21 protein-coding genes are annotated in these 25,029 nt (G+C 71.4%); 8 read left to right on the forward strand and 13 right to left on the reverse strand.

Translation table 11 applies throughout. The features are described 5' to 3' along the window. Positions 1–130 precede the first annotated feature (130 nt). The 7 genes from ACIPWY_RS00090 to ACIPWY_RS00120 form a co-directional block, all read right to left on the reverse strand. Positions 131–841, reverse strand: a complete 711-nt coding sequence (locus tag ACIPWY_RS00090) for a ferritin-like domain-containing protein (RefSeq protein WP_393700280.1) — start codon at positions 839–841, stop codon at positions 131–133. A 99-nt stretch (positions 842–940) separates the two neighbouring features. After that, a complete protein-coding gene (locus ACIPWY_RS00095; RefSeq protein ID WP_383890358.1) occupies positions 941–2,224 on the reverse strand; it encodes an HRDC domain-containing protein in 1,284 nt (427 codons plus the stop codon). 276 nt (positions 2,225–2,500) lie between these two features. Continuing rightward, on the reverse strand, positions 2,501–3,529 hold the full coding sequence (locus ACIPWY_RS00100; protein ID WP_362899212.1) for a hypothetical protein: 1,029 nt from the start codon (positions 3,527–3,529) through the stop codon (positions 2,501–2,503). A 111-nt stretch (positions 3,530–3,640) separates the two neighbouring features. Then, positions 3,641–5,848 (reverse strand): hypothetical protein, encoded by a 2,208-nt coding sequence (locus tag ACIPWY_RS00105; RefSeq protein WP_362899211.1) that lies wholly within the window; start codon positions 5,846–5,848, stop codon positions 3,641–3,643. Between the two features lie 62 nt (positions 5,849–5,910). After that, positions 5,911–6,357: a hypothetical protein gene (locus ACIPWY_RS00110; RefSeq protein ID WP_362899210.1), complete on the reverse strand. Its 447-nt coding sequence runs from the start codon at positions 6,355–6,357 to the stop codon at positions 5,911–5,913. 548 nt (positions 6,358–6,905) lie between these two features. Further along, positions 6,906–7,568 (reverse strand): response regulator transcription factor, encoded by a 663-nt coding sequence (locus tag ACIPWY_RS00115; protein WP_100591261.1) that lies wholly within the window; start codon positions 7,566–7,568, stop codon positions 6,906–6,908. A gap of 417 nt (positions 7,569–7,985) precedes the next feature. Continuing rightward, a complete protein-coding gene (locus ACIPWY_RS00120; protein WP_362899209.1) occupies positions 7,986–8,621 on the reverse strand; it encodes a DUF3000 domain-containing protein in 636 nt (211 codons plus the stop codon). A gap of 152 nt (positions 8,622–8,773) precedes the next feature. On the opposite strand from ACIPWY_RS00120, the gene hemE reads away from it, so the two are divergent. After that, entirely contained in the window at positions 8,774–9,841 is a 1,068-nt protein-coding gene (hemE, locus tag ACIPWY_RS00125) for a uroporphyrinogen decarboxylase (RefSeq protein ID WP_362899208.1), read from the forward strand. Between the two features lie 65 nt (positions 9,842–9,906). Here hemE and ACIPWY_RS00130 read toward each other — a convergent pair whose 3' ends face one another. Then, positions 9,907–11,286: an FAD-dependent oxidoreductase gene (locus ACIPWY_RS00130; protein WP_362899207.1), complete on the reverse strand. Its 1,380-nt coding sequence runs from the start codon at positions 11,284–11,286 to the stop codon at positions 9,907–9,909. Between the two features lie 27 nt (positions 11,287–11,313). Then, on the reverse strand, positions 11,314–12,258 hold the full coding sequence (locus ACIPWY_RS00135) for a DUF4349 domain-containing protein (protein ID WP_362899299.1): 945 nt from the start codon (positions 12,256–12,258) through the stop codon (positions 11,314–11,316). A 210-nt stretch (positions 12,259–12,468) separates the two neighbouring features. On the opposite strand from ACIPWY_RS00135, the gene hemG reads away from it, so the two are divergent. Beyond that, the gene (hemG, locus tag ACIPWY_RS00140; protein WP_393700273.1) at positions 12,469–13,941 is read left to right on the forward strand and encodes a protoporphyrinogen oxidase; all 1,473 of its coding nucleotides are present in this window, start codon (positions 12,469–12,471) and stop codon (positions 13,939–13,941) included. A gap of 4 nt (positions 13,942–13,945) precedes the next feature. Next, positions 13,946–14,665 (forward strand): hydrogen peroxide-dependent heme synthase, encoded by a 720-nt coding sequence (gene hemQ, locus ACIPWY_RS00145; protein ID WP_362899203.1) that lies wholly within the window; start codon positions 13,946–13,948, stop codon positions 14,663–14,665. Between the two features lie 72 nt (positions 14,666–14,737). Here the strand turns inward: hemQ and ACIPWY_RS00150 are convergent, their stop codons facing one another. The 4 genes from ACIPWY_RS00150 to ACIPWY_RS00165 all read right to left on the reverse strand — a co-directional run bounded on the left by ACIPWY_RS00150 (position 14,738) and on the right by ACIPWY_RS00165 (position 19,530). Continuing rightward, positions 14,738–16,330, reverse strand: a complete 1,593-nt coding sequence (locus ACIPWY_RS00150; RefSeq protein ID WP_393700271.1) for an alpha/beta hydrolase — start codon at positions 16,328–16,330, stop codon at positions 14,738–14,740. A gap of 150 nt (positions 16,331–16,480) precedes the next feature. Continuing rightward, positions 16,481–17,251 carry a TIGR04222 domain-containing membrane protein gene (locus tag ACIPWY_RS00155; RefSeq protein ID WP_393700269.1) on the reverse strand — a complete coding sequence of 257 codons (771 nt, stop codon included), beginning with the start codon at positions 17,249–17,251 and terminating at the stop codon, positions 16,481–16,483. A 115-nt stretch (positions 17,252–17,366) separates the two neighbouring features. Next, positions 17,367–18,110 (reverse strand): DUF4142 domain-containing protein, encoded by a 744-nt coding sequence (locus ACIPWY_RS00160; protein WP_393700267.1) that lies wholly within the window; start codon positions 18,108–18,110, stop codon positions 17,367–17,369. A 103-nt stretch (positions 18,111–18,213) separates the two neighbouring features. Further along, complete coding sequence (locus ACIPWY_RS00165) at positions 18,214–19,530, reverse strand: DUF692 domain-containing protein (protein ID WP_393700460.1); 1,317 nt, start codon at positions 19,528–19,530, stop codon at positions 18,214–18,216. A 675-nt stretch (positions 19,531–20,205) separates the two neighbouring features. Here ACIPWY_RS00165 and ACIPWY_RS00170 point away from each other — a divergent pair. Genes ACIPWY_RS00170 through ACIPWY_RS00190 form a run of 5 tightly spaced genes read left to right on the forward strand, consistent with a single transcriptional unit; the run spans position 20,206 to position 25,006 of the window. Beyond that, positions 20,206–22,071: a phage tail sheath subtilisin-like domain-containing protein gene (locus ACIPWY_RS00170; RefSeq protein ID WP_362899193.1), complete on the forward strand. Its 1,866-nt coding sequence runs from the start codon at positions 20,206–20,208 to the stop codon at positions 22,069–22,071. Between the two features lie 34 nt (positions 22,072–22,105). Next, on the forward strand, positions 22,106–22,630 hold the full coding sequence (locus ACIPWY_RS00175) for a phage tail protein (RefSeq protein ID WP_393700265.1): 525 nt from the start codon (positions 22,106–22,108) through the stop codon (positions 22,628–22,630). Between the two features lie 32 nt (positions 22,631–22,662). Next, positions 22,663–23,391 (forward strand): hypothetical protein, encoded by a 729-nt coding sequence (locus ACIPWY_RS00180; protein ID WP_393700263.1) that lies wholly within the window; start codon positions 22,663–22,665, stop codon positions 23,389–23,391. After that, positions 23,384–24,115, forward strand: coding sequence for a hypothetical protein (locus ACIPWY_RS00185; protein ID WP_393700261.1), 732 nt, complete (start codon positions 23,384–23,386; stop codon positions 24,113–24,115). The genes ACIPWY_RS00180 and ACIPWY_RS00185 overlap by 8 nt, the downstream gene beginning before the upstream one ends. Before the next feature lie 60 nt (positions 24,116–24,175). Next, positions 24,176–25,006, forward strand: coding sequence for a DUF4255 domain-containing protein (locus tag ACIPWY_RS00190; protein ID WP_393700259.1), 831 nt, complete (start codon positions 24,176–24,178; stop codon positions 25,004–25,006). The last annotated feature ends 23 nt before the right edge of the window (positions 25,007–25,029 follow it).

A 25,029-nucleotide genomic window follows, 5' to 3' on the forward strand; every position in this document is an offset into this window, starting at 1 on the left:
GCTCTCCTCCAGATGCGGGATGGCACTGCCGCGCGGCACGCACCCGGGATGCGGGAAACGCGCTGCGAATACCGTCATGCTACTTGCGGGTAACCGGGTCGTGTAGTCCCCCCGGCCGGAGCGGCGAAGGTCACACCCCGCGATCGAGGATCGAGCGCACCACGGGCCCCGCCGAAGCCGCCACGTCACGGACGAACCGCGCCCGTCCCACCCCGAACCTGCGCAGCGCCGAGCCGTGGTCGCAGGCGACGAGGAGTGCCGCGGTGAGCAGCAGCGCCCGCCACCCCACAAGCACCAGGCGCCCCACCGGGCGCGGCACCCGTGCGAACGCCTCGCGCAGCCGCTCGCAGTGGAACGGCACATGCCGCTCCTCGTCGGCGAGGATCGCCCCGGCCACCTGTGTCGTGAGCGCGTCGTCGGTGCCGTCGTGCAGCGCCCGGTAGTAACGCAGCGCCACGACCTCGGCGACCATCAGGACCAGGAGTTCGAGCCGCAGCCCGAGAAGCCGGCGCAGCCGGACGAAGACGGTGTCGCTCCAGTGCGACGCGAGCGGCGGCACCCCGCCGGCGCCGAGCAGCAGCCCGAGCAGCCGGGCGTGGTTCTGCTCCTCGGCCACGAACAGCCGCACGGCTCGCGCGTACGGGGCGTCGCCCGCCCCGTCGGCCTTCGCGATCAGATTCGCCCCGTCACCGCTCTCACCGATCTGGAAGCGCCGCACGCTCCGCCAGATCGCGGGATGCACCCGCGCGCCCCGCTCCCAGGCGGGTTCCCCTGCCGCGGCCCGGCGCTCCCGCTCGACCTCGAAATCCCGCACCCATGCCTCGTACCCCCTGGTGATCATGGGGTGAACTTAGACAGGCCCTCCCCGCAGATACGAGCGAGGAGGGCCCACCGGTACGAAACCGCGACGAACGAGAGGCGCCGTGCGGGGCCGGCCGGGTCAGGCGGTCTGCTTCAGCGCCTCGGCGAGCAGTGGCGTGACCTGCTCGACCTGCCAGGGCCGCGCCCCGTACCCGCGCAGCGCCTCGGCCACCGCCGCCTCGGAGCGGTCGCCCGGGGGCTCCCAGCACACGCGGCGGACCGTGTCCGGCGTGATCAGGTTCTCCTGCGGCATGTTCAGCGTCTCGGCCAGCGAGGAGACCGCGGCCCGCGCAGCGGAGAGCCGCGCCGCGGCGACCGGGTCCTTGTCGGCCCAGGCCCGCGGGGGAGGCGGTCCGGCGAGCGGCGCCCCGGGCTGCGGCAGCTCCGCGTCGGGCAGCTCCTTCGCCCGGTCCACCGCCGCCTGCCACTGCTCCAGCTGACGCCGTCCCGTGCGGTGCCCGAAACCGGGCAGCGCGGCCAGCGCGTGCACGTTCGCCGGCAGCGAGAGCGCCGCCTCGACGATCGCGCCGTCGCCGAGCACCTTGCCCGGCGACACGTCACGCCGCTGCGCGATCCGGTCCCGCGCGGTCCACAGCTCCCGCACGACGGCCATCTGGCGGCGCCGGCGCACCTTGTGCATCCCGGACGTGCGCCGCCACGGGTCCTTGCGGGGCGGCGCGGGCGGCGCCGAGGCGATGGCGTCGAACTCCTGGTGCGCCCAGTCGAGCTTGCCCTGCCGGTCGAGCTCCTTCTCCAGCGCGTCCCGAAGGTCCACGAGGAGCTCCACGTCGAGCGCGGCGTAGCGCAGCCACGGGTCGGGCAGGGGCCGCGTCGACCAGTCGACGGCGGAGTGGCCCTTCTCCAGGACGTAGCCGAGGACGTTCTCCACCATCGCGCCGAGCCCCACGCGCGGGAAACCGGCCAGGCGCCCGGCGAGCTCGGTGTCGAAGAGGCGGCTGGGGACCATCCCTATCTCGCGCAGACACGGAAGATCCTGCGTCGCGGCGTGCAGCACCCACTCGGCGTCGGCGATCGCGTCGCCGAGCGCGGACAGGTCGGGGCACGCGACGGGGTCGATGAGCGCGGAGCCCGCGCCCTCACGGCGCAGCTGCACCAGGTAGGCGCGCTGCCCGTAGCGGTAGCCGGAGGCACGCTCGGCGTCGACGGCCACGGGCCCGGTGCCCGCGGCGAAGGCCGCGACCACCTCGGCCAGGGAGGCCTCGTCGGCGATCACCGGCGGGATGCCCTCGCGCGGCTCGAGCAGGGGGATCGGCACCTCCGCAACTGAGCCGCCGTCGTCCGGGGGTGCGCCCCCGGTGGTTCGCAGTGAAGCGTCTGCTGCGGTCTCTTGGGCGTCGGTCACCTGTCAAGGGTATCTGTACGTACGTGTGCCTGACCTGCGTGTTCTGGCCATTGGTCAACTGACCTGCGAAAACGCGTGTCGACAGGGCTAGGTGCGGCTGGGAGGGTTCTCGCACCAGAGTGCCCGAAATATGCATGTCAGTCCCAATAATCCATGCTTGATCTACAGGCATGGGGAGGCCCTCGTGTCGAGGCTTGCGCCGTGAGGTGCACGACAAAGGGTCCGCCAGTGAGCTGACGGACCCTCATGAACGATCGACGGCGCGTGCGGCGAGTCCTAAGGCCGGGAGGCCATGTGAACGTCTGAGCAGCCGCGCAGTGTCGCCTCGTGGTCGGCGAAGGCCTTGAGTGCCGATGCGGCGAAGTGGGCGGAGTAGCGAGCGACGGGGTAGGTGTCGGTGTCCCTGTCGTACAGGTGGTACAGCACGAACACTGCGGGCTGTGCGGACCTGGGGCACCTGGCGGTGGCCCAGGCGTATTCCTTGTCGCTGTAGGTGGGGCCGCGGCCCTTCTTGAGGTTGTCGCCCTCGCTCGTGAGGAAGTCCTTGGCGGCGCCGCCGTAGTAGGCGTACAGGCCGTATCCGGGCTTCTTCTCCGGTGTCGCCAGATAGCAGTTCACTTGTGGTGTCTGCGCGTCCGCGGGGTACTCCATGACCTCGGGTACACCGTTCCCTGCGGCCGTCGGGGCAAGCCCCCGCAATGGGGCGCAGGAACCTTGCGCCTGCTTCAAGGGTTTCGCCGTATCAGGCGTGCCGAGCCGGGAGGGGGGCAGGCTGGTGAGCCGCTCGCCGGCCTTCACCTGGCACCCGTGCTTCTCAGCTGCCTTCCGAGCCGTCTCGGTGGTCACCCGGCCGAGCCCGGCCAATGTGGCGCTGTTCGTCTCCCCGCGCAGGTCACCGTATGCGACAAGAGCCTTGTTCTTCTGGTTCTGGCAGTCGAGCGCGACCATGACCTGCCAGCCGCCCTGGTACCTGGCGATGCCGGACCAGCCGTGGCCGAGGGGCACCGCCTGCCCCCTCACGCCGTTGTAGTCCTCGTTGTACCAGGAGAGGTCGGCGGAGGGGGGCGCCGCAGTGCTCCAGCGCAGCTTCACGTCCAGGGAACTGCGCTGTGGTCCGGTCTCTGCGTTGCGGACACTGCAGGAAGCCAGGTATTCACTGTCTCCCTCGGAGCCGGCGCTCAGGTGCGACGAGTGCAGAGCTGCGCGAAGTCCGCCCTGGGCCAGGGTGCCGTCACAGGCGTGGTCGAGCGATCGGTCGTCCTTCCACTGGTCGAACGTGCCGGTGCTGTACAGCACGAAGGCCACGATCCCGAGAGTCAGAACGAGTGCCGGCGCGCACCACCTTGTGCGTATACGTCGGAGCCTGGACTTGGTTCGCATCGTGCTCATTCTGTCGGGTGCCATTTTCTCCGGGCGTCAACGGTCGGCTCGAAGGGTGTCGAGCGTACGGTTGCGGCCCAAGTCGTACTGGTCCTGCCCCGCGTGGACGAAGGACTTCGTCCAGTCGCTGTCGATGCCGTGACCGCGGCTGTCGGCCCATGCCCTGACCATGTGATCCACGTCGTGCAGCCCGGCGTCGTAGGTCTTGGCGTTCTTCTCGGTGGCCTCGACGTTCGCCTCGGCGGTGTGTTCCTTGTTGGACTCGTAGGCCCACACGTCGATCGCCTTCGAGGCGAGGTCTCCCGCCGGGGCGAGATCGGCTACGGGATTGAACATCAGTGCTGTGCTGAAACCCGTGCCGATCCCATGGTTGAAGTCGGCGGCCCACTGCGTCTTGTCGAACCGTTCGTCGAAGATGACGTCCGACCGGATGCCGTCGTAGGCGCCCATGGCGCGTGAGGACTCGACGACGCGGTTCTGGATCGTCCTGTCGCCGGCGTCCTGAGGGATATCCGCCAGGACGTGGTGCGAATACTGCTGCTCAGCCCCGTAGAGGTGGCCGAAGGCTTCCCCGTCGTCGGCGATGCCCCTCATCACGGCGGCGAGGCGCTGGTGCCCCACAGCCATGTGCGCCCCGTCCTTGTCACTCCAGACCTCGCCGGTGCTGTCCCAGTCGATGTCGTACTTCGAGTCCGAGGCGGCGTAGATCTCGTGCGTGTCGGGCGTGTACGACGTCAGGACGTGCGCCAGCGGTGTGGACAGGTTCTTCGGCAGGTGGTCCGCCGCCTTGTCCGAGTACAGGGTGTTGATGGTGTCCTGCAGGATGCGGGCCTGCGGCTCGCTGTGCTGTCCGACCGCGTGGTAGGCGCCCGGCGCCTCCCCGGTCGTGGCGGCCTCCAGGGCGGCGCCGAAGCCCTTGCGCACGTCGCCGTCCTCCTCCATGACCGGCAAGCCCGTCGTGGTGCCGCCGGGCGGAGTCGCGTAGTGGTCGACGACCGTGTCCCAATCGCGCCCGTGCAGCAGGTACTTGAGGTTGTCGTTGTGCGCCGGGTCCAGGTATTCGGTGCTGGTCTTCGGGTCCTCGGACATGATGCCGAGGACGCCGTCGAGCGGGTCGTTGGCGAACCAGCCCCGGTCCTTGCCGCTGAAATCGTCCCGCAGGGCCCAGATGGATTCCAGGTTCCCCTTGGCGAAGTGCGACTCCTCGGCCTTGCGGACGTCGTCGGCGGTGTCCTCGAGGAACTGCCCGGAATAGCCGTGTCCCTGCTGCATCAGCGTGACCAGGCTCTGGTAGCCGCGGACCTTCTCGTTGGGAATCGGGCTGAGGCCGTCCACCTTGAACTCCTCGACCCCCACCTTCTGCATGTCCGCACGAAAGTGCTTGTAGAAGTCGGAGTTCGGGTCGCGGGTCGCGGTGGCCAGCGTGGTCGCGAGGCCGTTCTCGAGGTCCTTGTACCGGCCGGCGTTCTTCTTGTCGTCGTAGTGGCCGAGACTTTCGAGGTCGTTGGACAGTTTCAGCGTTCCCCGCGCTCCGAGGTCGTCCAGGAGGGTCTGGCTGAACGCCTTGTCGTGGGAGTTGTCGTGGAAGAGCCGCTGCAGTTCCTGGTAGTCGCGCGCGGAGGCCTTGCCGGAATTGATGCGCGTCGCGATGTCCTCGGCCTCGACAGCCTCGTACTTCTCTATGTCGCCCTGCGCCTTGCCGTTGAAGCCGTTCAGCGTGCCGTCGGAGGTGTCGGAGTCGATCACGACGGCCGTGAAGGCGACCTCGACGCCCTTGTCCGCGTCGTCCACGTTCTGCACGCACTGATCGATGCGCTGCTGCCAGGAGTTGACGGCCGTGCGGACGCTCGTCTGGTAGTCGGGATCGTGGGCCAGCGCCTGGTGCTCGCTCTGGGTGAGCTTGCTGTAGTCGTACGTGACGACGCCCTGGTCGGACACCTTCATGTCCTTCGCCACGGCTTCGTCCCGGGCGGTCTCCAGCTTCTTGCGAAGGTCCACGAACTGCGTGTGCGCGTCACGGAGGAGTGAGGCGATCGCCTTGGCCTCGACCTGGGCGTTCTGGAATTCCTTGAGCGTGATGTCGAAGCGCCGATTGGCGGCGTCCGCACTCAGTCCTGTCCACGTCCGGCCCATGGATATGCCGTGCACATCCCGCTGGTACGCGGTCTCCTGCTTGTGGTACTTCTCCGCCATGCCGTCCCAGCGTTCGGCAGCGGTGGTGAGCGTGGACAGGTCGGTCGTCATTATCTCGTGGTAAGTCGGCATGGGTCCCCGTTGAGTGCGAAGGCGTACGAGCGGACTGTCTGTCAGGGATGCGGTGGCGGTGAGTATGTGTCGAGCACCGACACGTTGCGCACCCCGGAGAGCACTCCGAAGTCCGTCCCGGTCAGCAACGTGTTGCTGCTCTGCAGTGCCCCCTTCTCCGAGGACAGACGGTTCATGAGGTTCGTGGCCTGTTCGCCCCACGTCTTGTGCGCTTTGCTCACGGCGCCCGAAGTGAGCCACCCGTGCCCGTCCTTGGGCCCGAACGCCTTCACCGCACTGCCCGTCTCCTCGTCCGCCCAGGCGCCCGCCTGCTTGGTTTCGGGCTCGATATGCTCCTGAAGGGCCTTCGCTGCGGCCTTCTTCTCGGCCGGTGACGACGCCAGGTCTTTCTGGCCGCCGGAAATACCAGGAGGACCGGCCGAGCCACTGGGGTCGGTTGGTATCTGGTTGAGTCGCATCTGTGTCGACTCGTGTCCTGCCGATTCCATTGCTTGCTGCTCTCCCCCGTGCGCGTTGGACCCTAAGTGCTGGTGCGCATACGAAATTGGCTGAATGGGTTGCGTTAGGCGTACGAGGGTGCCGGGTTCCGGCGGCGGCCACGCAGGACGACAACTGCCGCGTCGGGCAGTACGACTACGCCGATTCCCGGGCTCACCCGGAGTCCGAAGTCGCTGCCCTGTGCCCTCGCTGCGGCGGTGTGGCCCGGCTTCTGTGCATCATCGGCCAACGTCTCGCACTCGACGGCCATTTGTTGCCCGAAGGCGGCACTGCCCGCGAACGGCAACGGGCCCGCCACCGCTCCAGCAGCAGCCCCGCCCCACTCGTGTGAGACGAACCGATCGGCGCTGTCCGCCGCCACTGTGACCTCCCCGTACAGCACACCCCGTGGGAATCACCCTAGTTACAGGTGGCGACAGGCGAAACCCCAGCTGCCCCAGATGCAACAGGAAGGGACGGTGTTCCCTCTGTGTACGTACAGCGCCCGTCGACGGAACGTTCCGTCGACGGGCGCTGTACGTACGTAAACCGGTCAGGGTCAGTGGATGATGCCGGTGCGCAGAGCCACCGCCACCATTCCGGCGCGGTCGCCCGTGCCGAGCTTGCGCGCGATGCGGGCGAGGTGGCTCTTGACGGTCAGCGCGGACAGGCCCATCGAGACGCCGATGGCCTTGTTCGACTGGCCCTCGGCGACGAGCCGGAGCACCTCGACCTCACGGCCTGACAGTTCGCGGTAGCCGCCCGGGTGGCTCGGGGCACCCGGGGGGCGGCGGTGCATACGGGCCGCGGCTGACCCGATGGGGGCGGCGCCGGGGCGGGAGGGGAGCCCGACGTTGGTACGGGTGCCGGTGACGACGTAGCCCTTGACTCCGCCCGCGAGGGCGTTGCGTACGGCACCGATGTCGTCGGCGGCGGAGAGGGCGAGCCCGTTGGGCCAGCCCGCGGCACGGGTTTCGGACAGAAGGGTCAGGCCGGAGCCGTCGGGAAGGTGGACGTCGGCGACGCAGATGTCGCGGGGGTTGCCGATGCGGGGACGAGCCTCCGCGACGGACGAGGCCTCGATGACGTCACGTACACCGAGCGCCCACAGGTGGCGGGTGACGGTGGAACGGACGCGGGGGTCGGCCACGACCACCATGGCGGTCGGCTTGTTCGGGCGGTAGGCGACCAGGCTTGCGGGCTGCTCGAGGAGAACGGACACCAGGCCTCCTGGGGTGCGGGACGGGACCGGCTCGGGGATGAAGCCGGGGCGAACCGTGCTTTCAAGGTCACAGACCTCTTCGGCAGTAAACCCGCCCGCCTTTAGAGAAAGATCACGATTTAGTGAGTAACAATTCGTGCAATTCGGACACGCGATCGATCATCCGAAGATCGAACCGAATCACAACGGGACCGGAACTCTTCGAGGTCCGATCCCGATTCACCCGATCCGGGCAGTCCCTGCCCCGCATCACCGGCGACGAAAGTCCGAAAGTCGCCTGCCGATGGCTGTTCTTCACGCCCGTCAGGCCTTCTGTCACGCCGTGACGTCCTTCTCTGTGTCCTCTGTGTCCTCTGCGTCCTTCTCTGCGGCCGTTCAGGACTCCTGTACCGCCGCAGGCAGGACTCTGCACCGCTGTCAGGACTTCTGCGGCCCCCGGCGCTGAGGCAGCGTCACCACGGACGCGTCCCCGGGGCCGGCCGGCGGCAGGCCCGCGATCTGGCTGAGCAGATCGCACCAGGCCGCCAGGTGCGAGGCCGTGTCCGGCACCCCGCCGAGCCCCTCACGCGGTGTCCACGAGGCCCGGATCTCGATCTGCGACGCCGGTGGACGCTCCCCGAGCCCGCCGAAGTAGTGCGAACTCGCCCGCGTCACCGTGCCGCTCGGCTCCCCGTACGAGAGACCCCGCCCCTGGAGCGCGCCCGTCAGCCACGACCAGCAGACCTCGGGGAGCAGCGGGTCCGCCGCCATCTCCGGCTCCAGCTCCGCCCGCACCAGCGTCACCAGGCGGAACGTCCCGTGCCAGGCGTCGTGCCCCGCCGGGTCGTGCAGCAGGACGAGGCGGCCGTCCGCGAGGTCGTCGTCGCCGTCCACCACCGCGGCCTCAAGGGCGTACGCGTGGGGCGCGAGGCGCTGGGGCGGCCTGGTCGGGTCCACCTCGATCTCCGGGCGCAGTCGCGCTCCACGCAAGGCGTCGACCGCCGCGCGGAACTGCGGTGGTGCCGAGTCCACCGGATCCTTCGTCTTGCGCCCCTCCCGCTCCGCTTCACTCATTCCCTCAGCGTCGTCCGACAGTCTTCCCTCAGCCGCAGCCATGCGGGGAAGGTTAAGGGGAACGCGGCCTTCGCGCAGGGAGAGACACCCGGCACCCCCACCTCGATGTCCCCGCGCCCGGCGGGGTCCGCGCCCGTGCGAGACTTTCCGACGTGAGTGCCAACCTCCGCCCCACGGGCCAGCAGCCGACAGCGACGTACGAATCCGCCTTCCTCAAGGCGTGCCGGCGTGAGCCGGTGCCGCACACCCCGGTGTGGTTCATGCGGCAGGCCGGTCGCTCGCTGCCCGAGTACCTCAAGGTGCGCGAGGGCATTCCGATGCTCGAGTCCTGCATGATGCCCGAGCTCGTCGCCGAGATCACGATGCAGCCGGTACGCCGCCACCACGTCGACGCGGCCATCTACTTCAGCGACATCGTCGTGCCGCTCAAGGCCATCGGTATCGACCTCGACATCAAGCCGGGCGTCGGTCCCGTCGTCGAGCAGCCGATCCGCTCGCGCGCCGACCTCGCGCGGCTGCGCGACCTCACGCCCGAGGACGTCTGGTACGTCACCGAGGCGATCGGTCTGCTGACGGCCGAGCTCGGCTCCACCCCGCTCATCGGTTTCGCGGGCGCGCCCTTCACCCTCGCGAGCTACCTCGTGGAGGGCGGCCCGTCCAAGAACCACGAGCACACCAAGGCGCTCATGTACGGCGACCCGCAGCTGTGGGCCGACCTGCTCGACCGCCTCGCCGAGATCACCTCCGCGTTCCTGAAGGTGCAGATCGAGGCGGGCGCCTCCGCCGTCCAGCTCTTCGACTCGTGGGTCGGCGCACTGGCCCCCGCCGACTACCGGCGCTCCGTGATGCCCGCGTCGTCCAAGGTGTTCAAGGCCGTCGAGGAGTACGGCGTGCCGCGCATCCACTTCGGTGTCGGCACCGGAGAGCTCCTCGGTCTGATGGGCGAGGCCGGCGCCGACGTGGTCGGCGTCGACTGGCGCGTCCCGCTCGACGAGGCCGCGCGCCGCGTCGGCCCCGGCAAGGCGCTCCAGGGCAACATCGACCCGGCCGTCCTCTTCTCCACGACGGAGGCGGTGGAGGCCAAGGCGCGCGAGGTGCTCGACGCGGCGGCGGACCTGGAGGGCCACGTCTTCAACCTCGGCCACGGCGTGCCGCCCACCACCGACCCGGACTCCCTGACGCGCCTCGTGGAGTACGTCCACACGCAGACCGCCCACTAGGGAAAGCGGGGGCGGGATCCTTCCCGCCCCCGTCACACGGCCCCCACATCCGGCCCGGACAGGCCCTAGCCCCTGCGGACCGCCGCGCTCGACTTGCGGGCCGCCACCAGGATCGGGTCCCACACCGGTGAGAACGGTGGTGCGTAGCCGAGGTCGAGGGCCGTCATCTCGTCCACCGTCATGCCTGCGGTCAGCGCGACCGCCGCGATGTCGACCCGCTTCGCGGCGCCCTCGAGGCCGACGATCTGAACGCCGAGCAGGCGGCCCGTGCGGCGCTCGGCGATCATCTTCACCGTCATCGGGGCCGCGCCCGGGTAGTAGCCCGCGCGGCTCGTCGACTCGATCGTCGCGGACACGAACTGCAGGCCGGCCCGCCGCGCGTCCTTCTCGCGCAGGCCCGTGCGAGCGATCTCCAGGTCGCACACCTTGCTCACGGCCGTCCCGACGACGCCCGGGAACGTCGCGTAACCGCCGCCCGCGTTCCTGCCGATGACCTGCCCGTGCTTGTTCGCGTGCGTGCCGAGCGCGATGTGGCGCTCGCGCCCCGAGACCAGGTCGAGGACCTCCACGCAGTCGCCGCCCGCCCAGATGTTCTCGTGACCGCGCACGCGCATCGCGAGATCGGTGAGGAGCCCGCCGTGCTCGCCCAGGGGGAGCCCGGCGGCGCGTGCGAGCGAGGTCTCCGGGCGTACGCCGATGCCGAGGACGACGACGTCCGCCGGATACTCGTCGGTGGTCGTCGCCACCGCCCGCGCCCGCCCGTCGTCGCCCGTGAGGATCTTGGTGACCTCGGCGTCGTCAACCATGGTGATGCCCATGCCGGTCATCGACTCGTGCACCAGGCGGCCCATGTCGGGGTCGAGCGTCGACATCGGTTCCGGCCCGCGGTTGACGACCGTGACCTCGTACCCGCGGCGGATCAGCGCCTCCGCCATCTCGACGCCGATGTAGCCCGCGCCGACGACGACGGCCCGCCGCCCCTGCGTCGCGGCGAGCGTGTCGAGCAGGGCCTGGCCGTCGTCGAGGGTCTGCACGCCGTGCACGCCCGGCGCGTCGATCCCGGGAATCCGCGGCCGCACGGGCCGGGCCCCCGTGGCGATCACGAGTTTGTCGTACGACGTCCAGGCCTCCGTCCCCGTGTCGAGCGCGCGTGATCTCACCCGCCCGCCCTCGACGTCGAGTTCGGTCACCTCCGTGCGCATCCGCAGGTCGATGGACCGCTCCCGGTGCTCCTCGGGCGTGCGCGCGATCAGTTCGTCGCGCCCATCCACCTCGCCACCGACCCAGTACGGGATGCCGCACGCCGAGTACGAGGAGAAGTGCCCCCGCTCGAAGGCCACGATCTCCAGCTCGTCGGGGCCGCGCATCCTGCGGGCCTGCGACGCGGCGGACATGCCCGCCGCGTCGCCGCCGATGACCACCAGTCGCTCACGTGTAGGGCTCATGCGCACCAAACTACGGGGGCGCCCCGGTCATTCCTGCTCGTCGCGCTCCGCCTGCCGCGGGTGGGCCGGCAGCGGGCCGAGTGCCGTCGGCAACGGCTGTGAGGCGGCGGCCCGGCGCGGCAGCCGCGGACGCACCAGACGCAGCCACAGGAAGACCAGCAGGCCGCCCACCACGGCGAACGGCAGCACCGCGCCGACGGCCACCGCGACCCAGCGCAGCATCGTCACGAACGCGCCCCAGCCGCCCGCGACCGCGTCCGTGAATCCGGGGTCGTCGTCCTTGTGCCCCGCCGGTTTCACCGGGGTCTCGGTCAGCGCCAGCGTGATCGTCGCGAGGCTCGTCCGGTCCTTGAGGGACGCCTGCTGCGCGAGCAGGGCCTCCAGATCGGACTCGCGGGAGCTCAATTCCCCTTCCAGGGCGACGACATCGCTCAGCTTCGTCGCCTTGTCCATCAGCTCACGCACGCGCGCCACGCTCGCCCGCTGCGACTTGACACGGCTCTCGACGTCCACGACCTGGTCGGTGACGTCCTGCGCCTTCTCGTTCCGGTCGATGAGGCGGCCCGCGCCCGAGAGGTCCGCGAGGACCTGCTCGTAGCGCTCCTGCGGCACGCGCAGGACGACGCGGGAACGCTCATGTCCCCGGCCGTCGCGGTCGGTCGACTCGTTGCCGACGATGCCACCCGCGTCCTCGGCCGCCGTGCGTGCCTTGGCGAGCGCCTGCGGGACGTCCTTGACCTGCACGGTGAGCGTCGCCGTGCGGATGATGTGGACGCCGGTCAGCTTGGGCGGCTCGCGCCGGGACGACTTCGCGTCCGACTGCGCTCCGCCCGCCTCCTTCGCGGAGCCCTGGTCCGCGGCGGCCGCCTCACCGCCCGCGGCCTTGGCGGAGTCGCCGCTGTCCGAGGCGCCGGCGCTGCACCCCGTCAGCGCCAGCGCCGCCACGAGCAGGACGGCGCCGGCCGCCCGCATCCCGCCGCGCCCCGGCCGCTTCCCTGTGGTGCTGGTGCTGGTGCTGGTGCCTGATATCCGCATGGACGTACCCCCGGAGGTTGAGTGGACGGCCGGGCCCAAGGACAGGCCCCGGCCGCCTCCTTTGACGGCCGGCGGACCCTTTCGGTGGTTGCCGAGCGGTCCCGATGCGGTCACGGTCGGGACTCGCCGGTCTGAGACAGTGGGGGCATGCGCGAAGCGGACACAGGCACGGGAACCGGAACGGGACAGGCCCCCAAGGCGGTCGTGATCGGCGGTGGCATCGCTGGGCTCGCCGCGGCCCACCGGCTGCTCGCGGCGGGCGCGCAGGTCACCGTTCTGGAGGCGTCGGGCCGCCTCGGCGGCAAGTTGCGCGCCGGTGAGATCGCGGGCGTACGGGTCGACCTCGGCGCCGAGTCGATGCTCGCCCGGCGCCCCGAGGCCGTGGACCTCGCCCGCGAGGTCGGGCTCGGAGACCGGCTCCAGCCGCCGGGCACGGCGACGGCCTGGCTCTGGACCAGGGGCGCGCTGCGCCCGATGCCCAAGGGCCATGTGATGGGCGTCCCCGGCACCGCCGCCGCACTCTCCGGAGTCCTGTCCGACGAGGGCCTGGCCCGCATCGAGCAGGACCGCGACCTGCCCGCCACGGAGTTCGGCGACGACGTCGCCGTCGGCGCGTACGTCGCCGAGCGCCTCGGCCGCGAGGTCGTCGACCGGCTCGTGGAGCCGCTGCTCGGCGGCGTCTACGCGGGCGACGCGTACCGCATCTCGATGCGCAGCGCCGTCCCCCAGCTCTTCGAGGCGGCCCGCGCCCACCGCTCCCTGACCGAGGCCGTCCGCGCCATCCAGGAGCGCGCGGCGCGGAACCAGCAGACCGGCCCCGTCTTCATGGGCATCGAGGGCGGCATCGGACAGCTCCCGCTCGCCGTCGCCGAGTCGGTGCGCGCGCGGGGCGGCGAGATCCTTCTCGACAGCCCGGCCCACGGCCTGCGCCGCACCCCCGACGGCTGGGAGGTCCGCGTCGACGACCACGTCATCGAGGCCGACGCCGTCGTCCTCGCCGTGCCCGCGCAGCAGGCCGCCCGGCTCCTCGACACCGAGTCCCCGGCCGCGGCGGCGGAGCTGCGCACCGTCGAGTACGCGTCGATGGCCCTGATCACCCTCGCGTTCCGGCGAGACGAGGCGCAGTTGCCCGAGGGCTCCGGTTTCCTCGTGCCGCCGGTCGACGGCCACACGATCAAGGCGTCCACGTTCGCCTCGAACAAGTGGGGGTGGGTCGCCGCCGAGGACCCGGGCCTGGTCGTCGTACGCACCTCCGTGGGCCGCTACCAGGACGAGAAGGACCTCGCGCGCGACGACGACGGGCTCGTCGAGGTGTCGCGCCACGATCTGCGGGAGGCCACCGGCCTGCGCGCCACGCCCGTCGCGACTCGCGTCACGCGCTGGCACGAGGGCCTGCCCCAGTACCCCGTCGGCCACCACGCGCGCGTGGCCCGCATCCGCGGCCACGTCGCCGAGGTCCCCGGGCTCGCCGTGTGCGGAGCGGCGTACGACGGCGTCGGCATCCCGGCCTGCATCGCGAGCGCCTACGCGGCCGTCGACCAGCTGGACGGTGACCTGACGGGCGTGGAGGAGCTCACCGCGTACCCGGTGCAGAGTCTGCACGGCGGCGCGGGAGAATAGCCTCATGAGTGACGACGCCCCCGCCAAGATCCCGAACGCAGGCAAGAAGGCCAAGGACCTCAATGAGGTCATTCGCTACACCCTGTGGTCCGTCTTCAAGCTCCGAGACGTCCTCCCCGAGGACCGGGCCGGCTACGCCGACGAGGTCCAGGAGCTGTTCGACCAGCTCGCCGCGAAGGACGTGACGGTCCGCGGCACGTACGACGTGTCGGGCCTGCGCGCCGACGCGGACGTCATGATCTGGTGGCACGCGGAGACCGCGGACCAGCTCCAGGAGGCGTACAACCTCTTCCGCCGTACGAAGCTGGGCCGCGCCCTCGAGCCGGTCTGGTCGAACATGGCGCTGCACCGTCCCGCCGAGTTCAACCGCTCGCACATCCCGGCCTTCCTCGCCGACGAGACGCCCCGCAATTACGTGAGCGTCTACCCGTTCGTGCGCTCCTACGACTGGTACCTGCTGCCCGACGAGGACCGCCGCCGGATGCTCGCGGACCACGGCAAGATGGCCCGCGGCTACCCGGACGTCCGCGCCAACACGGTCGCCTCGTTCTCGCTGGGCGACTACGAGTGGCTCCTGGCCTTCGAGGCCGACGAGCTGCACCGCATCGTCGACCTGATGCGTCACCTGCGCGCCTCCGAGGCCCGTATGCACGTCCGCGAAGAGGTCCCGTTCTACACGGGCCGCCGCAAGAGCGTCGCCGAACTGGTCGCCGGTCTCGCGTAGTTCGCACGCGGTTCGTACGCGAAGGGGCCGACCGGTTCGACGACCGGTCGGCCCCTTCGCGTGTGCCCGCCGTCAGTCCACGGCGAGCGGCACCGGTTCGGGGTGCGGGGCGCAGGACGCGGCGCGCGTCAGCGGGATCCGGCCTTCCAGCAGATACGCGTCGAGGTGGCTGTTGACGCACTTGTTGGCGCCGGCGGCGATGCCGTGGGTGCCCGCGCCGCGCTCCGTGACCAGGACCGCCCCCGGAAGCCTGCGCCACAGCTCACGGGCACCCTCGTACGGGGTGGCCGCGTCCCGCTCGGCGGCCAGGATCAGCGTCGCGGGCAGCGCGCCGGGCGCGGTCCGTACGTCGACGGGCTGCTGGCGGGGGGCGGGCCAGTACGCGCAGGGCAGGTTCATCCAGGCGTTGTCCCACGTCTCGAACGGGGCGCGGCGCGCGAGCTGCGTGTTGTCGCGGTCCCAGACGCGGAAGTCGGTGGGCCACGCCGAGTCGTTGCACTCGACGGCCGTGTAGACGGCGGCGCTGTTCTCGTTCTCGGCGGCCGCCGCGGTCTGCGGCGCGGCCTGCTCGGCGAGCGGCTTCGGATTGCCCTTCAGGTACTCCGACAGGGCGGACGCCCGCATCGCCCAGAAGTCGTCGTAGTACCCGGCCTTGAGGTACGCGGCCTGGAGCTGGCCGGGCCCGACGGTGCCGCCCGCCGGCTCGGTCGCGAGCCGCGCCCTGACCTTCTCGTAGCTCTCCTGCACGTCGGCGGCGTTCGCGCCCAGGTGGTACGTCTTGTCGTGCTTGGCCACCCAGCGCCGGAAGTCCGCCCAGCGCCGCTCGAAGGCCACCGACTGCACGAGGTTGTTGTCGTACCAGATCTGCTTCGGGTCGGGGTTGACGGCCGAGTCGAAGACCATGCGGCGCACATGCGAGGGGAAGAGCGTCGCGTACACGGCCCCGAAGTACGTGCCGTACGACGACCCCATGAAGTTCAGCTTCCGCTCGCCGAGCCCGGCGCGCAGCACGTCCAGGTCGCGGGCGTTGTTGAGCGTCGTGTAGTGCCGCAGCGCGCTCCCGGCGTTCTTCGCGCAGCCCTGGGCGTACGCCTTGGCCTGCGCGATCCGCTCCAGCTTGTACGAGGCGGAGGGGTGCGTCGGCGCCTGGGTGGGGGCCGTCGCGAACCGCTTCGGCTCTTCGCAGGACAGCGGGGCCGAGCGGCCGACGCCGCGTGGTGCGTAGCCGACGAGGTCGTACGCCGAGGCGATGCGCTTCCACTCCGGCATCAGCCCGACGAGCGGGAAGTACATGCCGGACGCGCCGGGGCCGCCGGGGTTGAAGACGAAGGCGCCCTGCCTGCGAACCGGGCTGCCGCCCGTCCGCGCCGTCCTACCGGTGGCCTTCACGCGGCTGACGGTGAGCTTGATCTGCTTGCCGTCGGGGTGGGCGTAGTCGAGGGGGACGGACACCGTGCCGCACTTGACGTAGTCCGGGAGGGACTCGGCGGCGGCGCAGGTGCCGAAGGTGATACGGGAGGCCGCGGCGCGTGCGGCAGCCACGGCCGTGCCGCGCAGTTCGGCCGTACCGGGCGGGCCCTGGGTGTCGGCGCGGCCCGGGGCGGCGACGAGGGCGGTCAGGACCAGGGATCCGGCGGCCGCGTAGACGGCGGGGGCTGCTCTCATCGCTCTTGTGGGTCCCTTTCGTCCGGCCCTCGTGCGGCCGTCTCGCGCGGCTTTTCGGGGCTGTCACCCGCCTGCCGGGAGCAGACGTGAACAAAGGGGATACTTCGTGCGGCAGTTGACGAAGTAAAGCACCGGCCTGCCGGTGTCGGCTCAATGACCCCGTTGCGCCGTTCCGAAGGCCGAGCGCAGCGCGGGGTCGGATACTGCGCGGACACCGTGCACGGCGACGGCGGTCAGCAGGGCGGTCTCCCCGACCCCGTCGCGTACGGCCTTCGGCAGCGCGCCGATCAGCCGCTGCCCGGTGGGGGAGGCCCAGCGCGTGTAGGGGTGGACCTCGAAGCGGGCGATCGCCAGACAGGACAGCGTGAGGACGAGAGGCAGTGCGAACCACGCGGCGACCAGCACGCCGTCGCCCGGTTCCCCGCCCGGCATCGTGAGCGACACGGCGGCCAGGGCCACGACGGCGAGCGCGGCGGCCCGCACCTGACGGACGGCGGCCGCGACCCCGCCACGCGCCCCGTCAGGAACGGCGAGGCCCGCCGCGACGAGCCGGTCGGCCAGCGCCCGCACCGCGTCCGCGGCCGCCGTAGCCCGGCGTACCGCCCCTATCCGCGACTGCCCGTCCGGCCCGATGGCACCTATCACCGAGCGCTCGATGTCGTCACCGCCGACGGGGTCGACCACGGTGGCCCAGCCGGTGTGCGCGAGCAGCAGCCGACGGCTGCGCGCCATCGAGACGAGGGTCAGATCGGCGACCCGGAGGGGGCCGCCCGACAGGAACGCGGCCTCGTACAGCGTCAGTTCGTGCGCGCCGTCGCCGGCCGACTCGCTGTGCGCGGCGTACACCGCGGCGAGGCAGAGACGCGCGCAGGACAGGAAGGCCGCGGAGCAGGCCATGAGCAGGAACAGAAGCCAGAACATGGCGTTTTTCTATGTCACGTGTTCGAGCGGCGCCACGGCTTGTTCACCATATGGACAGAGCGTTGTCGGTATGTGACGTTCCGTTTGTTGTGCCTGGTCACGCCGCCCGGCCGTGTCAGGGCTTGGGCCGGGAGGCCGCCGGGGGCAGTGAGAAGGAGGGGGACGGGGAGAGCGGTGTCGCGGGCGCGGGGGACGCGACCGGACCGGGCGGGGCGGGGGCGCGGGTCTGAGGCGGCGTGCTCGCGCCCGCGGCGTCCCGCGCGAGCGCGTCGAAGTCGACCAGGCCCGTGGACTCCAGGATCTTGATGTGGTCGAGCACGGTCTTGTTCGCGTCGTCCGCCAGGTCGCGTACGAGCGAGTTGCGTGTCGTCGCGCGGACCTGGGCGACCAGCGAGAAGACCTTCCCGTGGGCCCGGCGCAGGATGTTGGCGAACTTCCGCTCGTAGTCGTCGCCGTGCGCCGCGCTCAGCTCGGACAGCCAGTGCCGCTGCTGGCTGTTCGGCTGGTTGGGGAGTTCGAGGCCGAGCCGCGCGGCGACCTCGCGCACGCGCGCGTCCAGGAAGGTGTGCCCCTCGACGAGGTGCTCACCCGCGGTCCGCACCGCCGTGCTCGTCCCTCTCGCCTCGGCCTGCTGGCCCGCGGGCAGCTCCCACAGGCCCGCGAGCCGCACCTTCGTCACGAACTCGCGGTCCAGGGCCGACAGGGGTCCGTATCTGGTCGACTCGGTCCCCTCGTCGAGCAGGTCCACGCCCGTGCCGGAGCGGTCGGCGTACGACCAGACCGGGAACACGAGAGCGGCGAGCGTGGTGACGAGCCCGGCGACGATGAGTCCGGTGCCGTTGACGAATCGGGTGCGCATGATGCCTCCTGGTGCGGCACCGCACGCTAGTCCGCCGCACGGACGCGGGCTCGGGTAACCCCGGGAATACGCCAACTGCGGTACGAGGGTGGGCGGTTGGCACTCAGGCCGACCGGAGAGCCGGACGCCGCCGGTGCATGGCGGAGCGCGCCGCGCGCACCAGGCGCGCCCCCGGGTGCGCGGCCGGCGGGGTCGGCCCCGACCGCTCCCGCCACCACAGCTCCAGCTCCCGCCGCGCCCCGGTGCCCCCGGGCTCGCCGGAGTCGAGCACGTGCTCGGCGAAGTCGAGGGCGTCCCGGCGGTAGCCGCCCGTCATGGGCCGGCACTGCGCGTACGACAGGAACGCCGGGCGGTACGCGGCCGCGCCGAGGATCTCCGGCAGTTCGGGTGCGACCTTCGCCACGACGTCCGCCCGCTTGGCGCACAGCGCCCGGCTCTGGACCCCGAGCCGCGCCCGGTCGAACCCCTCCGGCGCGGGCGTCCCCGCGACGAGGGCGGACAGGAGCGCGGCCTGCGCGAGGGCGAGCCGCTGCCGGGCCGGGTCGGTGCTCTGGGTGGCCTTGTCCGAAAGGAAGCGCACGGTGCGCCCTTCGGCGGGCGCCGTCGTCAACGTCCCGCTGATCTCGGCGAGTTCACGCTCCAGCTCCTGCGGAGCCGGAAAGTTCTCGTCGCGCTCCAGGAGGACTCCCGGCGGAGAGACCCGGGACGCGAGGTCGGCGAGGATGTCGAGGACGGGGCGCGGCACGGGGTGCGCGTGGCTGTCGTGCCACACGCCGTCACGCTCGAAGCCGCCCGCCACATGGACGTAGGCGATGGCCTCGACCGGCAGTTCGCCGAGCGCCTTCGCGGGGTCCTCGCCGCGGTTGACGTGGTTCGTGTGCAGGTTCGCCACGTCTATCAGGAGGTGGACGCCGGTACGCTCCACCAGCTCGTACAGGAACTGGCCCTCCGTCATCTCCTCGCCGGGCCAGGAGAACAGGGCCGCGATGTTCTCCACGGCGAGTGGGACGGGCAGTGCGGCCTGCGCGATGCGGACGTTCTCGCAGAGCACGTCGAGGGCGTCCCTGGTGCGCGGGACCGGCAGCAGGTGGCCGGCCTCCAGCTGCTGCGACGCGGTGAGGGCGCCGCCCGCCCGTACGAACGCGATGTGCTCGGTGACGAGCGGGGAGCCGAGGGCCTCGGCGCGGGCCGCGAGGTCGGCGAGCCTGCCCTCGTCGGGCCGGTCGGCGCCCCCGAGGCCGAGCGAGACGCCGTGCGGCACGACGGTGACGCCTCGCTCGCGCAGCCGCAGCAGGGAGTCGGGGACGTGCCCGGGGCACACGTTCTCCGCGACGGCCTCGACCCAGTCGATGCCGGGCATCGCCTCCACGGCCTCCGCGATCTCCGGACGCCAGCCGATGCCCGTACCCAGACGCTCGATCCGCTGCATGGTTCCCCTCCTCCACCCCGGCCGTGTGCCGTGCGATGCCGGTGTCATGACCCCGGCGGACGCCGCCGAACCCAGGGGAGGGGACGTTCAGAGGTTCATTTGAGGTTCCGCGCGGCGCCGGCGCGCGCAGTGGGCCGGGCGCCCGGAGCGGGACACCCGGCTCCGTGGCCTCACCCCGGTGGAATCGGCCATGGCGTTCGTCGTACGTCTCCCTGACGCCGCGAGGGCAGGAGGGACCTGTGAGCTGGCGCCGAGCCGTGCCGTCGCCGGAATTGTGAAGTACATCAGGACATGGGTCGCCTCCCGCTGCACCATCTGCTGTGTGAGATTCGTGAACTACCTGTTCCGACACGTGCGCATCGTGTGCAGGTCGCACAGAGCCCTCTTCATCGAACCGACTTTCGGCCTGGCGTAAACATGTCTTGCTCCTGCAACGCCCAACTCCCCAAGGTGGATGGGCACTTGAGCATCAGGAGTCACAAGCATGCGTGCTTGACCCGGGCGGCCGTCCGTCCGGGGCATTGACGGGGGAAACTGATTCGGGGTGTGCGGACCGGCGCGGCTTGACGCGTCCGGAGACCACCGCATGCCGCCTTTTGCCACACCTCCCCCTCTGTCGCCTCTTGGTGCCTTTCACCCGGTGCCCGAGAAGGGATAGGAGGGGGAATGCCGACGAATGCCGTGAGTGCCGCGAGGCCGACTTACCCGGGCGTCCACGTCGAAGAACTTCCCAGCAGCACCCGCGCCATCTCCGCCGTGACCACTTCGGTGACCGCGTTCGTGGGGCACACCCGGCGCGGCCCGCTGAACGAGCCGGTGCGCGTCACCGGATTCACCGAGTTCGAGCGGCGTTTCGGAGGGCTGAGCGCGCAGAGTCCGCTCGCCTACGCGGTGCACCAGTTCTTCGGCAACGGCGGCTCCGTCGCCGTGATCGTCCGGGTCGCCAAGGCGGGCAGCGGCAAGACCGCCTGCGCCGTCCTGGAGTCCACCGACGGCCGCAGCGAGAGCCGTGTGCTGGAGGTCCACGCCAAGGAACCCGGCGTGTGGGGCAACAGCCTGCGGGTCGCCGTCGACTACGACACGACGTGCCCCGACGAGACCTTCAACCTGCGGGTCCACGACGCCAGGGGCGAGGCCCGCGAGAGCTTCACCGGCCTGTCCATGGACACCGGCAGCGGAACCTACGCGCCCACCGTGATCAACGCCGGGTCGCGCCTCATCCGCGTCGAGGCCGTGGGCGAGGGGCGCCCCGACCCGTCCGGCACCGTCTCCAAGCCGTTCGGCCACGAACTGCCCGATCTGGCCGTCGACCTGACGGTGAAGATCGGTGACGTGGAGCGCGAGTTCAAGCTCTACGACGCCGACTGCGACGGCGAGGCCCCGTCCTCCGTGGCCGAGCTGGCGCTGCTTCTGGAGCGCAAGCTGCGGGCGCTGCCCGACGCGCCGGGCCGGCACGCCTTCGCGGGCGTCGAGGTCACCGCGTTCGGCCGGCGCGTCCAGGTCGTCGCGGGCTCCACCGACCCCGAGGACGTCGTCCGCTTCCTGGGCGAGTGCGCCAACGACCTGGGCCTGGAGGCCTCGGTCAACCCGCCGGTGTTCCCGCTGGAGGGCGGCGAGGACGGCGAGGCCCCCGGCCCGCGCGACCTCATCGGCTCCGAGGCAGGCAAGACCGGCATCCAGGCGCTGCGCGGGGTGGCCGACGTCAACCTGCTCTCGCTGCCGGAGCTGGCGTCGTACGAGAAGACCGAGGACGCGCTCACCGTCGTGTCCGCGGCTCAGCGCCTGTGCGAGGAGCGGCGGATCTTCCTGCTCGTCGACGCGCCCGCCACCTGGGTGAGCGTGGACTCGGCGCGGGCGGGCCTGTCCGCCTTCGACGCCGTGCGCGGCAACCACGCGGGCCTGTACTTCCCGCACCTCCAGCTCACCGACCCGCTCACCGGGCGGCTGCGCGCCTTCCCGCCGTCCGGCGCGGTCGCCGGCGTCATCGCGCGGACCGACTCCGAGCGCGGTGTCTGGAAGGCGCCGGCCGGTACGGAGGCACAGCTCGTCGGAGTGCACTCGCTGACCGTCGATCTGACGGACCGTGAGACGGGGCTGCTCAACCCGCTCGGGGTGAACTGCCTGCGCACCTTCCCGCTGGCCGGCCCGCTGGTGTGGGGCGCGCGCACGCTGGAGGGCGCCGACGCCCTCGACAGCGCGTGGAAGTACGTGCCCGTGCGGCGGCTCGCGCTGCACGTCGAGGAGAGCCTGCAGCGCGGTTTGCAGTGGGTCGTGTTCGAGCCCAACGACGAGAGCCTGTGGCAGCAGATCCGGCTGTCCGCCTCCTCGTACCTGCACACGCTCTTCCGCCAGGGCGCCTTCAAGGGCAGCACGCCGCGGGAGGCGTACTTCGTCAAGTGCGACAGCGAGACCACGACGGACGAGGACGTGGCGAACGGGATCGTCAACGTGCTCGTCGGTATCGCGCCGGTCCGTCCGGCCGAGTTCGTGGTCGTCAAGATCCAGCAGACGTCCGGGCAGTTCGCCCTCTAGCGGCCCGGGATCCAGGGAGAGCTGAAGGAAATCGATGGCTGAGTTCACGGTCAACGCCCATCGCTTCGACCCGTACAAGAACTTCAAGTTCCTGGTCCTGTGGGACGGACGTACGGTCGCCGGCATCAGCAAGATCAGTCCGCTGAAGCGGACCACGGAGGTCGTCAAGCACCGCCACGGCGGTGACCCCTCCTCCCCGCGCAAGTCGCCGGGGCGCTCGGAGTTCGAGGGCATCACCCTCGAACGCGGGGTGACCCACGACCCCGAGTTCGACCGCTGGGCCAACAAGGTCTGGCAGGTCGGCGCGGGCCTCGGCTCGGAGGTGTCCCTCGCGGACTTCCGCAAGGACCTCGTCATCCAGGTCCTCAACGAGGCCGGCCAGGTCGCCGTCTCGCACAAGCTGTACCGGACCTGGCCCAGCGAGTACCAGGTCCTCGGCGAACTGGACGCCAACGCCAACGCGGTGGCCATCCAGTCGCTGAAGCTCGAGTGCGAGGGCTGGGAGCGGGACTACGAGGTGCCCGAGCCCGAGGAGCCCTCGTTCCTCAACCTGGCCTGAACGCTCCGCCGGCAAGGGGAATCGGAGTGGGCATGGTGATCACCGGGGCGGCCGAACTGCTGGCCGCCTGGGAGGCGGGCCTCGGCGAGGCTCCGGTCGGGCGGGCGCTGCTGCTGCACCGCACGGCACGACCGGACGTCGGGGCGGAACGGCTGCCGGCACTGCCGGTGGGCGAGCGCGAGGCGGACCTGTTCGCGTTGCGCCGGGCCCTGTTCGGCGAGCGGATGCAGGTGCGCATGGCGTGCGAAGCCTGCGGACAGGACATGGAGTTCGACCTGGACGCCGGGGAGCTCGCCGGGTCACTCGGCGGGCGCGGCGAGCCGGCCGTGCGGGTGCAACAGGACGGCTGGGACGTCGAGTTCAGACTGCCCGGCGTCGCCGACCTGACGGCGGCGGCCCGGACGGCGGACCCGCGTACGGCACTGCTCGCGCGATGCCTGGTCTCGGCGGTGCACGACGGTACGGCGGTGACGGCCGGGGAGTTGCCCGCGCCGGTACAGCGCCGGATCGTCGAGGCCGTCGAGGCGGCCGACCCCGGCGCCGACCTGGCGCTCAACGTGGCCTGCCCCGAGTGCGGGCAGGCCACCCGGGCCGAGCTCGACATCGCCTCCTACCTGTGGACCGAACTGGACGCCTGGGCACGGGACGTGCTGCTCGACGTCCATCTGCTCGCCACCGCCTACGGCTGGAGCGAGCCGGAGATCCTGGCGCTCAGCCCGACGCGGCGCCGCTACTACCTGGAGCTGTGTGCGGATGTCTGACTCCGAGGCCCCCGGGGGCTCGCCGGACCGCGCCGACTTCTTCGACCGGCTGCTCGCGCGGCACACCGCCGCGCGACCGGCCGCGGCGCGGGTACGCCCCCGGCTGCCCGGCCCGTTCGAGCGGGTCGAGGCAGTACGGGCCGCCGCACCGGGACCGGACGAGGACACGCTGCTGTGGCCCGCGGCCACGCCGTCGGCCGCCCCACTGCCGGACGCGCCGTCGCCGACGGTCGTGGCGGCACGGACGTACACGGAACGGGAGCGCACCGTCGTACACACAGAGCGGGCGGCTGAGCCGCAGGCGCCGCGTCCGGCTGCTGCGGCCCGCGCCGAGGCGCCGTTGCCGCGTCCTGCCACGTCCGCCACGCCGGCGCCGCCACTGCTGCCCGACACCGGGCGGCGTGCGGCAGTGCGCGCGGAGCGGGAACCGGCACAGACCGCGGTGTCCGCGCCTCTCCCTTCGGGCAGGGACACCGCACCCCACGCCGTATCGGCGGCGCTGCCCCCCAGCGCCGCCGATACGGCGGCAACGCGCGACGCCGTACGGCAGGCCGCGGCCCGGCGGCCGGCACGCGCCACCGAGCAGGTGGTGCAGGTGCAGATCGGGCGGCTCGAAGTGACGGCGGGCGGGGCACCCGGCGCCGGCCGGCCCCGGACGCCCGCCGCGGGGAGGGCCGGGGCGACCTTGAGTCTCGCGGAATACCTGGCGCGGGGGCGCGAGTGAACCGCGGACACGGATCGGTACGACGACCAGCAGACCGAGAGGAACCGAGGAACTGACGCCATGAGCAACGCACTTGCCCTCGCGCATGTCACCCAGGCCCTCGCCCTGCTGATCGAGTCCAACCTGGGACCCGAGATCGACATGGCCGTCAAGGTCGAGCCGCGCAAGCCGCCGGCCGACCCGCCGACCGAGCCCACCATCTCCGTGTTCCTGTACCAGGTCACGCCCGACACCTCGCAGCGCAACAACGACCTGCCGACGCGTGCGGCCGACGGCACGCTGGTCAAGCGGCCTGTCGCGGCACTCGACCTGCACTTCCTGATCACCGCGTACGGCGACGAGACGGAACTCGTCGGGCAGCGGCTGATCGGTTCCGTGGTGCGCGCGCTGCACGAGATACCGGTCCTGCCGAAGGACATCATCGAACTCGCCGGAGAACGGCCCTACTTGGCGGGCAGCAACCTCGCCGAGTCGGCGCAGCGCGTGCGGTTCACGCCGACGGTGATGGACGTCGACGAGACGTCGAAGCTGTGGGGGATGCTCTACCAGACGCCCTACACCCTGTCGGTGGTCTACCAGGCGGCCCTCGTCCTCATCGACGGCCGGGAGACTCCGGTGGCGGGCAAGCCGGTGGAGCGGCCGGAGGTGCGGGTGCTGCCGTTCGGGGCGCCCGGCGCGCCGGTCCCTCCGGGGGCCGGGCCGACTCCTGACGAGACATCAAATACGCCTTCGCCAGGCGATGCCGAGAAGCAGGAGGCCGAACCGCCGACCCGCCCGAGCGCCAAGAAGGCGGCCAAGGCCCCGGCGAAGGCCGTCGCGAAATCCCCGGCCAAGGCCCCGGCGCGCACGCGCAAGACAGCGCCCCGGGCCGCCAAGCCCGCGCAGGAGTGACACGGCATGGAGACGACGGGGGC

The sequence above is a fragment of the Streptomyces sp. NPDC090032 genome (assembly GCF_044748025.1).
Taxonomy (GTDB): Bacteria; Actinomycetota; Actinomycetes; order Streptomycetales; family Streptomycetaceae; genus Streptomyces.

Bases quoted from the DNA above. Each gene is read 5' to 3' on its own strand.
- ACIPWY_RS00110 (WP_362899210.1), bottom strand. From the start codon at position 6,357: ATGGAATCGGCAGGACACGAGTCGACACAGATGCGACTCAACCAGATA.
- ACIPWY_RS00105 (WP_362899211.1), bottom strand. From the start codon at position 5,848: ATGACGACCGACCTGTCCACGCTCACCACCGCTGCCGAACGCTGGGAC.
- ACIPWY_RS00175 (WP_393700265.1), top strand. From the start codon at position 22,106: ATGGCTGAGTTCACGGTCAACGCCCATCGCTTCGACCCGTACAAGAAC.
- ACIPWY_RS00120 (WP_362899209.1), bottom strand. From the start codon at position 8,621: ATGAGTGAAGCGGAGCGGGAGGGGCGCAAGACGAAGGATCCGGTGGAC.
- ACIPWY_RS00135 (WP_362899299.1), bottom strand. From the start codon at position 12,258: ATGCGGGCGGCCGGCGCCGTCCTGCTCGTGGCGGCGCTGGCGCTGACG.
- hemQ (WP_362899203.1), top strand. From the start codon at position 13,946: ATGAGTGACGACGCCCCCGCCAAGATCCCGAACGCAGGCAAGAAGGCC.
- ACIPWY_RS00170 (WP_362899193.1), top strand. From the start codon at position 20,206: ATGCCGACGAATGCCGTGAGTGCCGCGAGGCCGACTTACCCGGGCGTC.
- ACIPWY_RS00160 (WP_393700267.1), bottom strand. From the start codon at position 18,110: ATGCGCACCCGATTCGTCAACGGCACCGGACTCATCGTCGCCGGGCTC.
- hemG (WP_393700273.1), top strand. From the start codon at position 12,469: ATGCGCGAAGCGGACACAGGCACGGGAACCGGAACGGGACAGGCCCCC.
- ACIPWY_RS00190 (WP_393700259.1), top strand. From the start codon at position 24,176: ATGAGCAACGCACTTGCCCTCGCGCATGTCACCCAGGCCCTCGCCCTG.
- ACIPWY_RS00130 (WP_362899207.1), bottom strand. From the start codon at position 11,286: ATGAGCCCTACACGTGAGCGACTGGTGGTCATCGGCGGCGACGCGGCG.
- ACIPWY_RS00155 (WP_393700269.1), bottom strand. From the start codon at position 17,251: ATGTTCTGGCTTCTGTTCCTGCTCATGGCCTGCTCCGCGGCCTTCCTG.
- ACIPWY_RS00090 (WP_393700280.1), bottom strand. From the start codon at position 841: ATGATCACCAGGGGGTACGAGGCATGGGTGCGGGATTTCGAGGTCGAG.
- ACIPWY_RS00180 (WP_393700263.1), top strand. From the start codon at position 22,663: ATGGTGATCACCGGGGCGGCCGAACTGCTGGCCGCCTGGGAGGCGGGC.
- ACIPWY_RS00185 (WP_393700261.1), top strand. From the start codon at position 23,384: ATGTCTGACTCCGAGGCCCCCGGGGGCTCGCCGGACCGCGCCGACTTC.
- ACIPWY_RS00150 (WP_393700271.1), bottom strand. From the start codon at position 16,330: ATGAGAGCAGCCCCCGCCGTCTACGCGGCCGCCGGATCCCTGGTCCTG.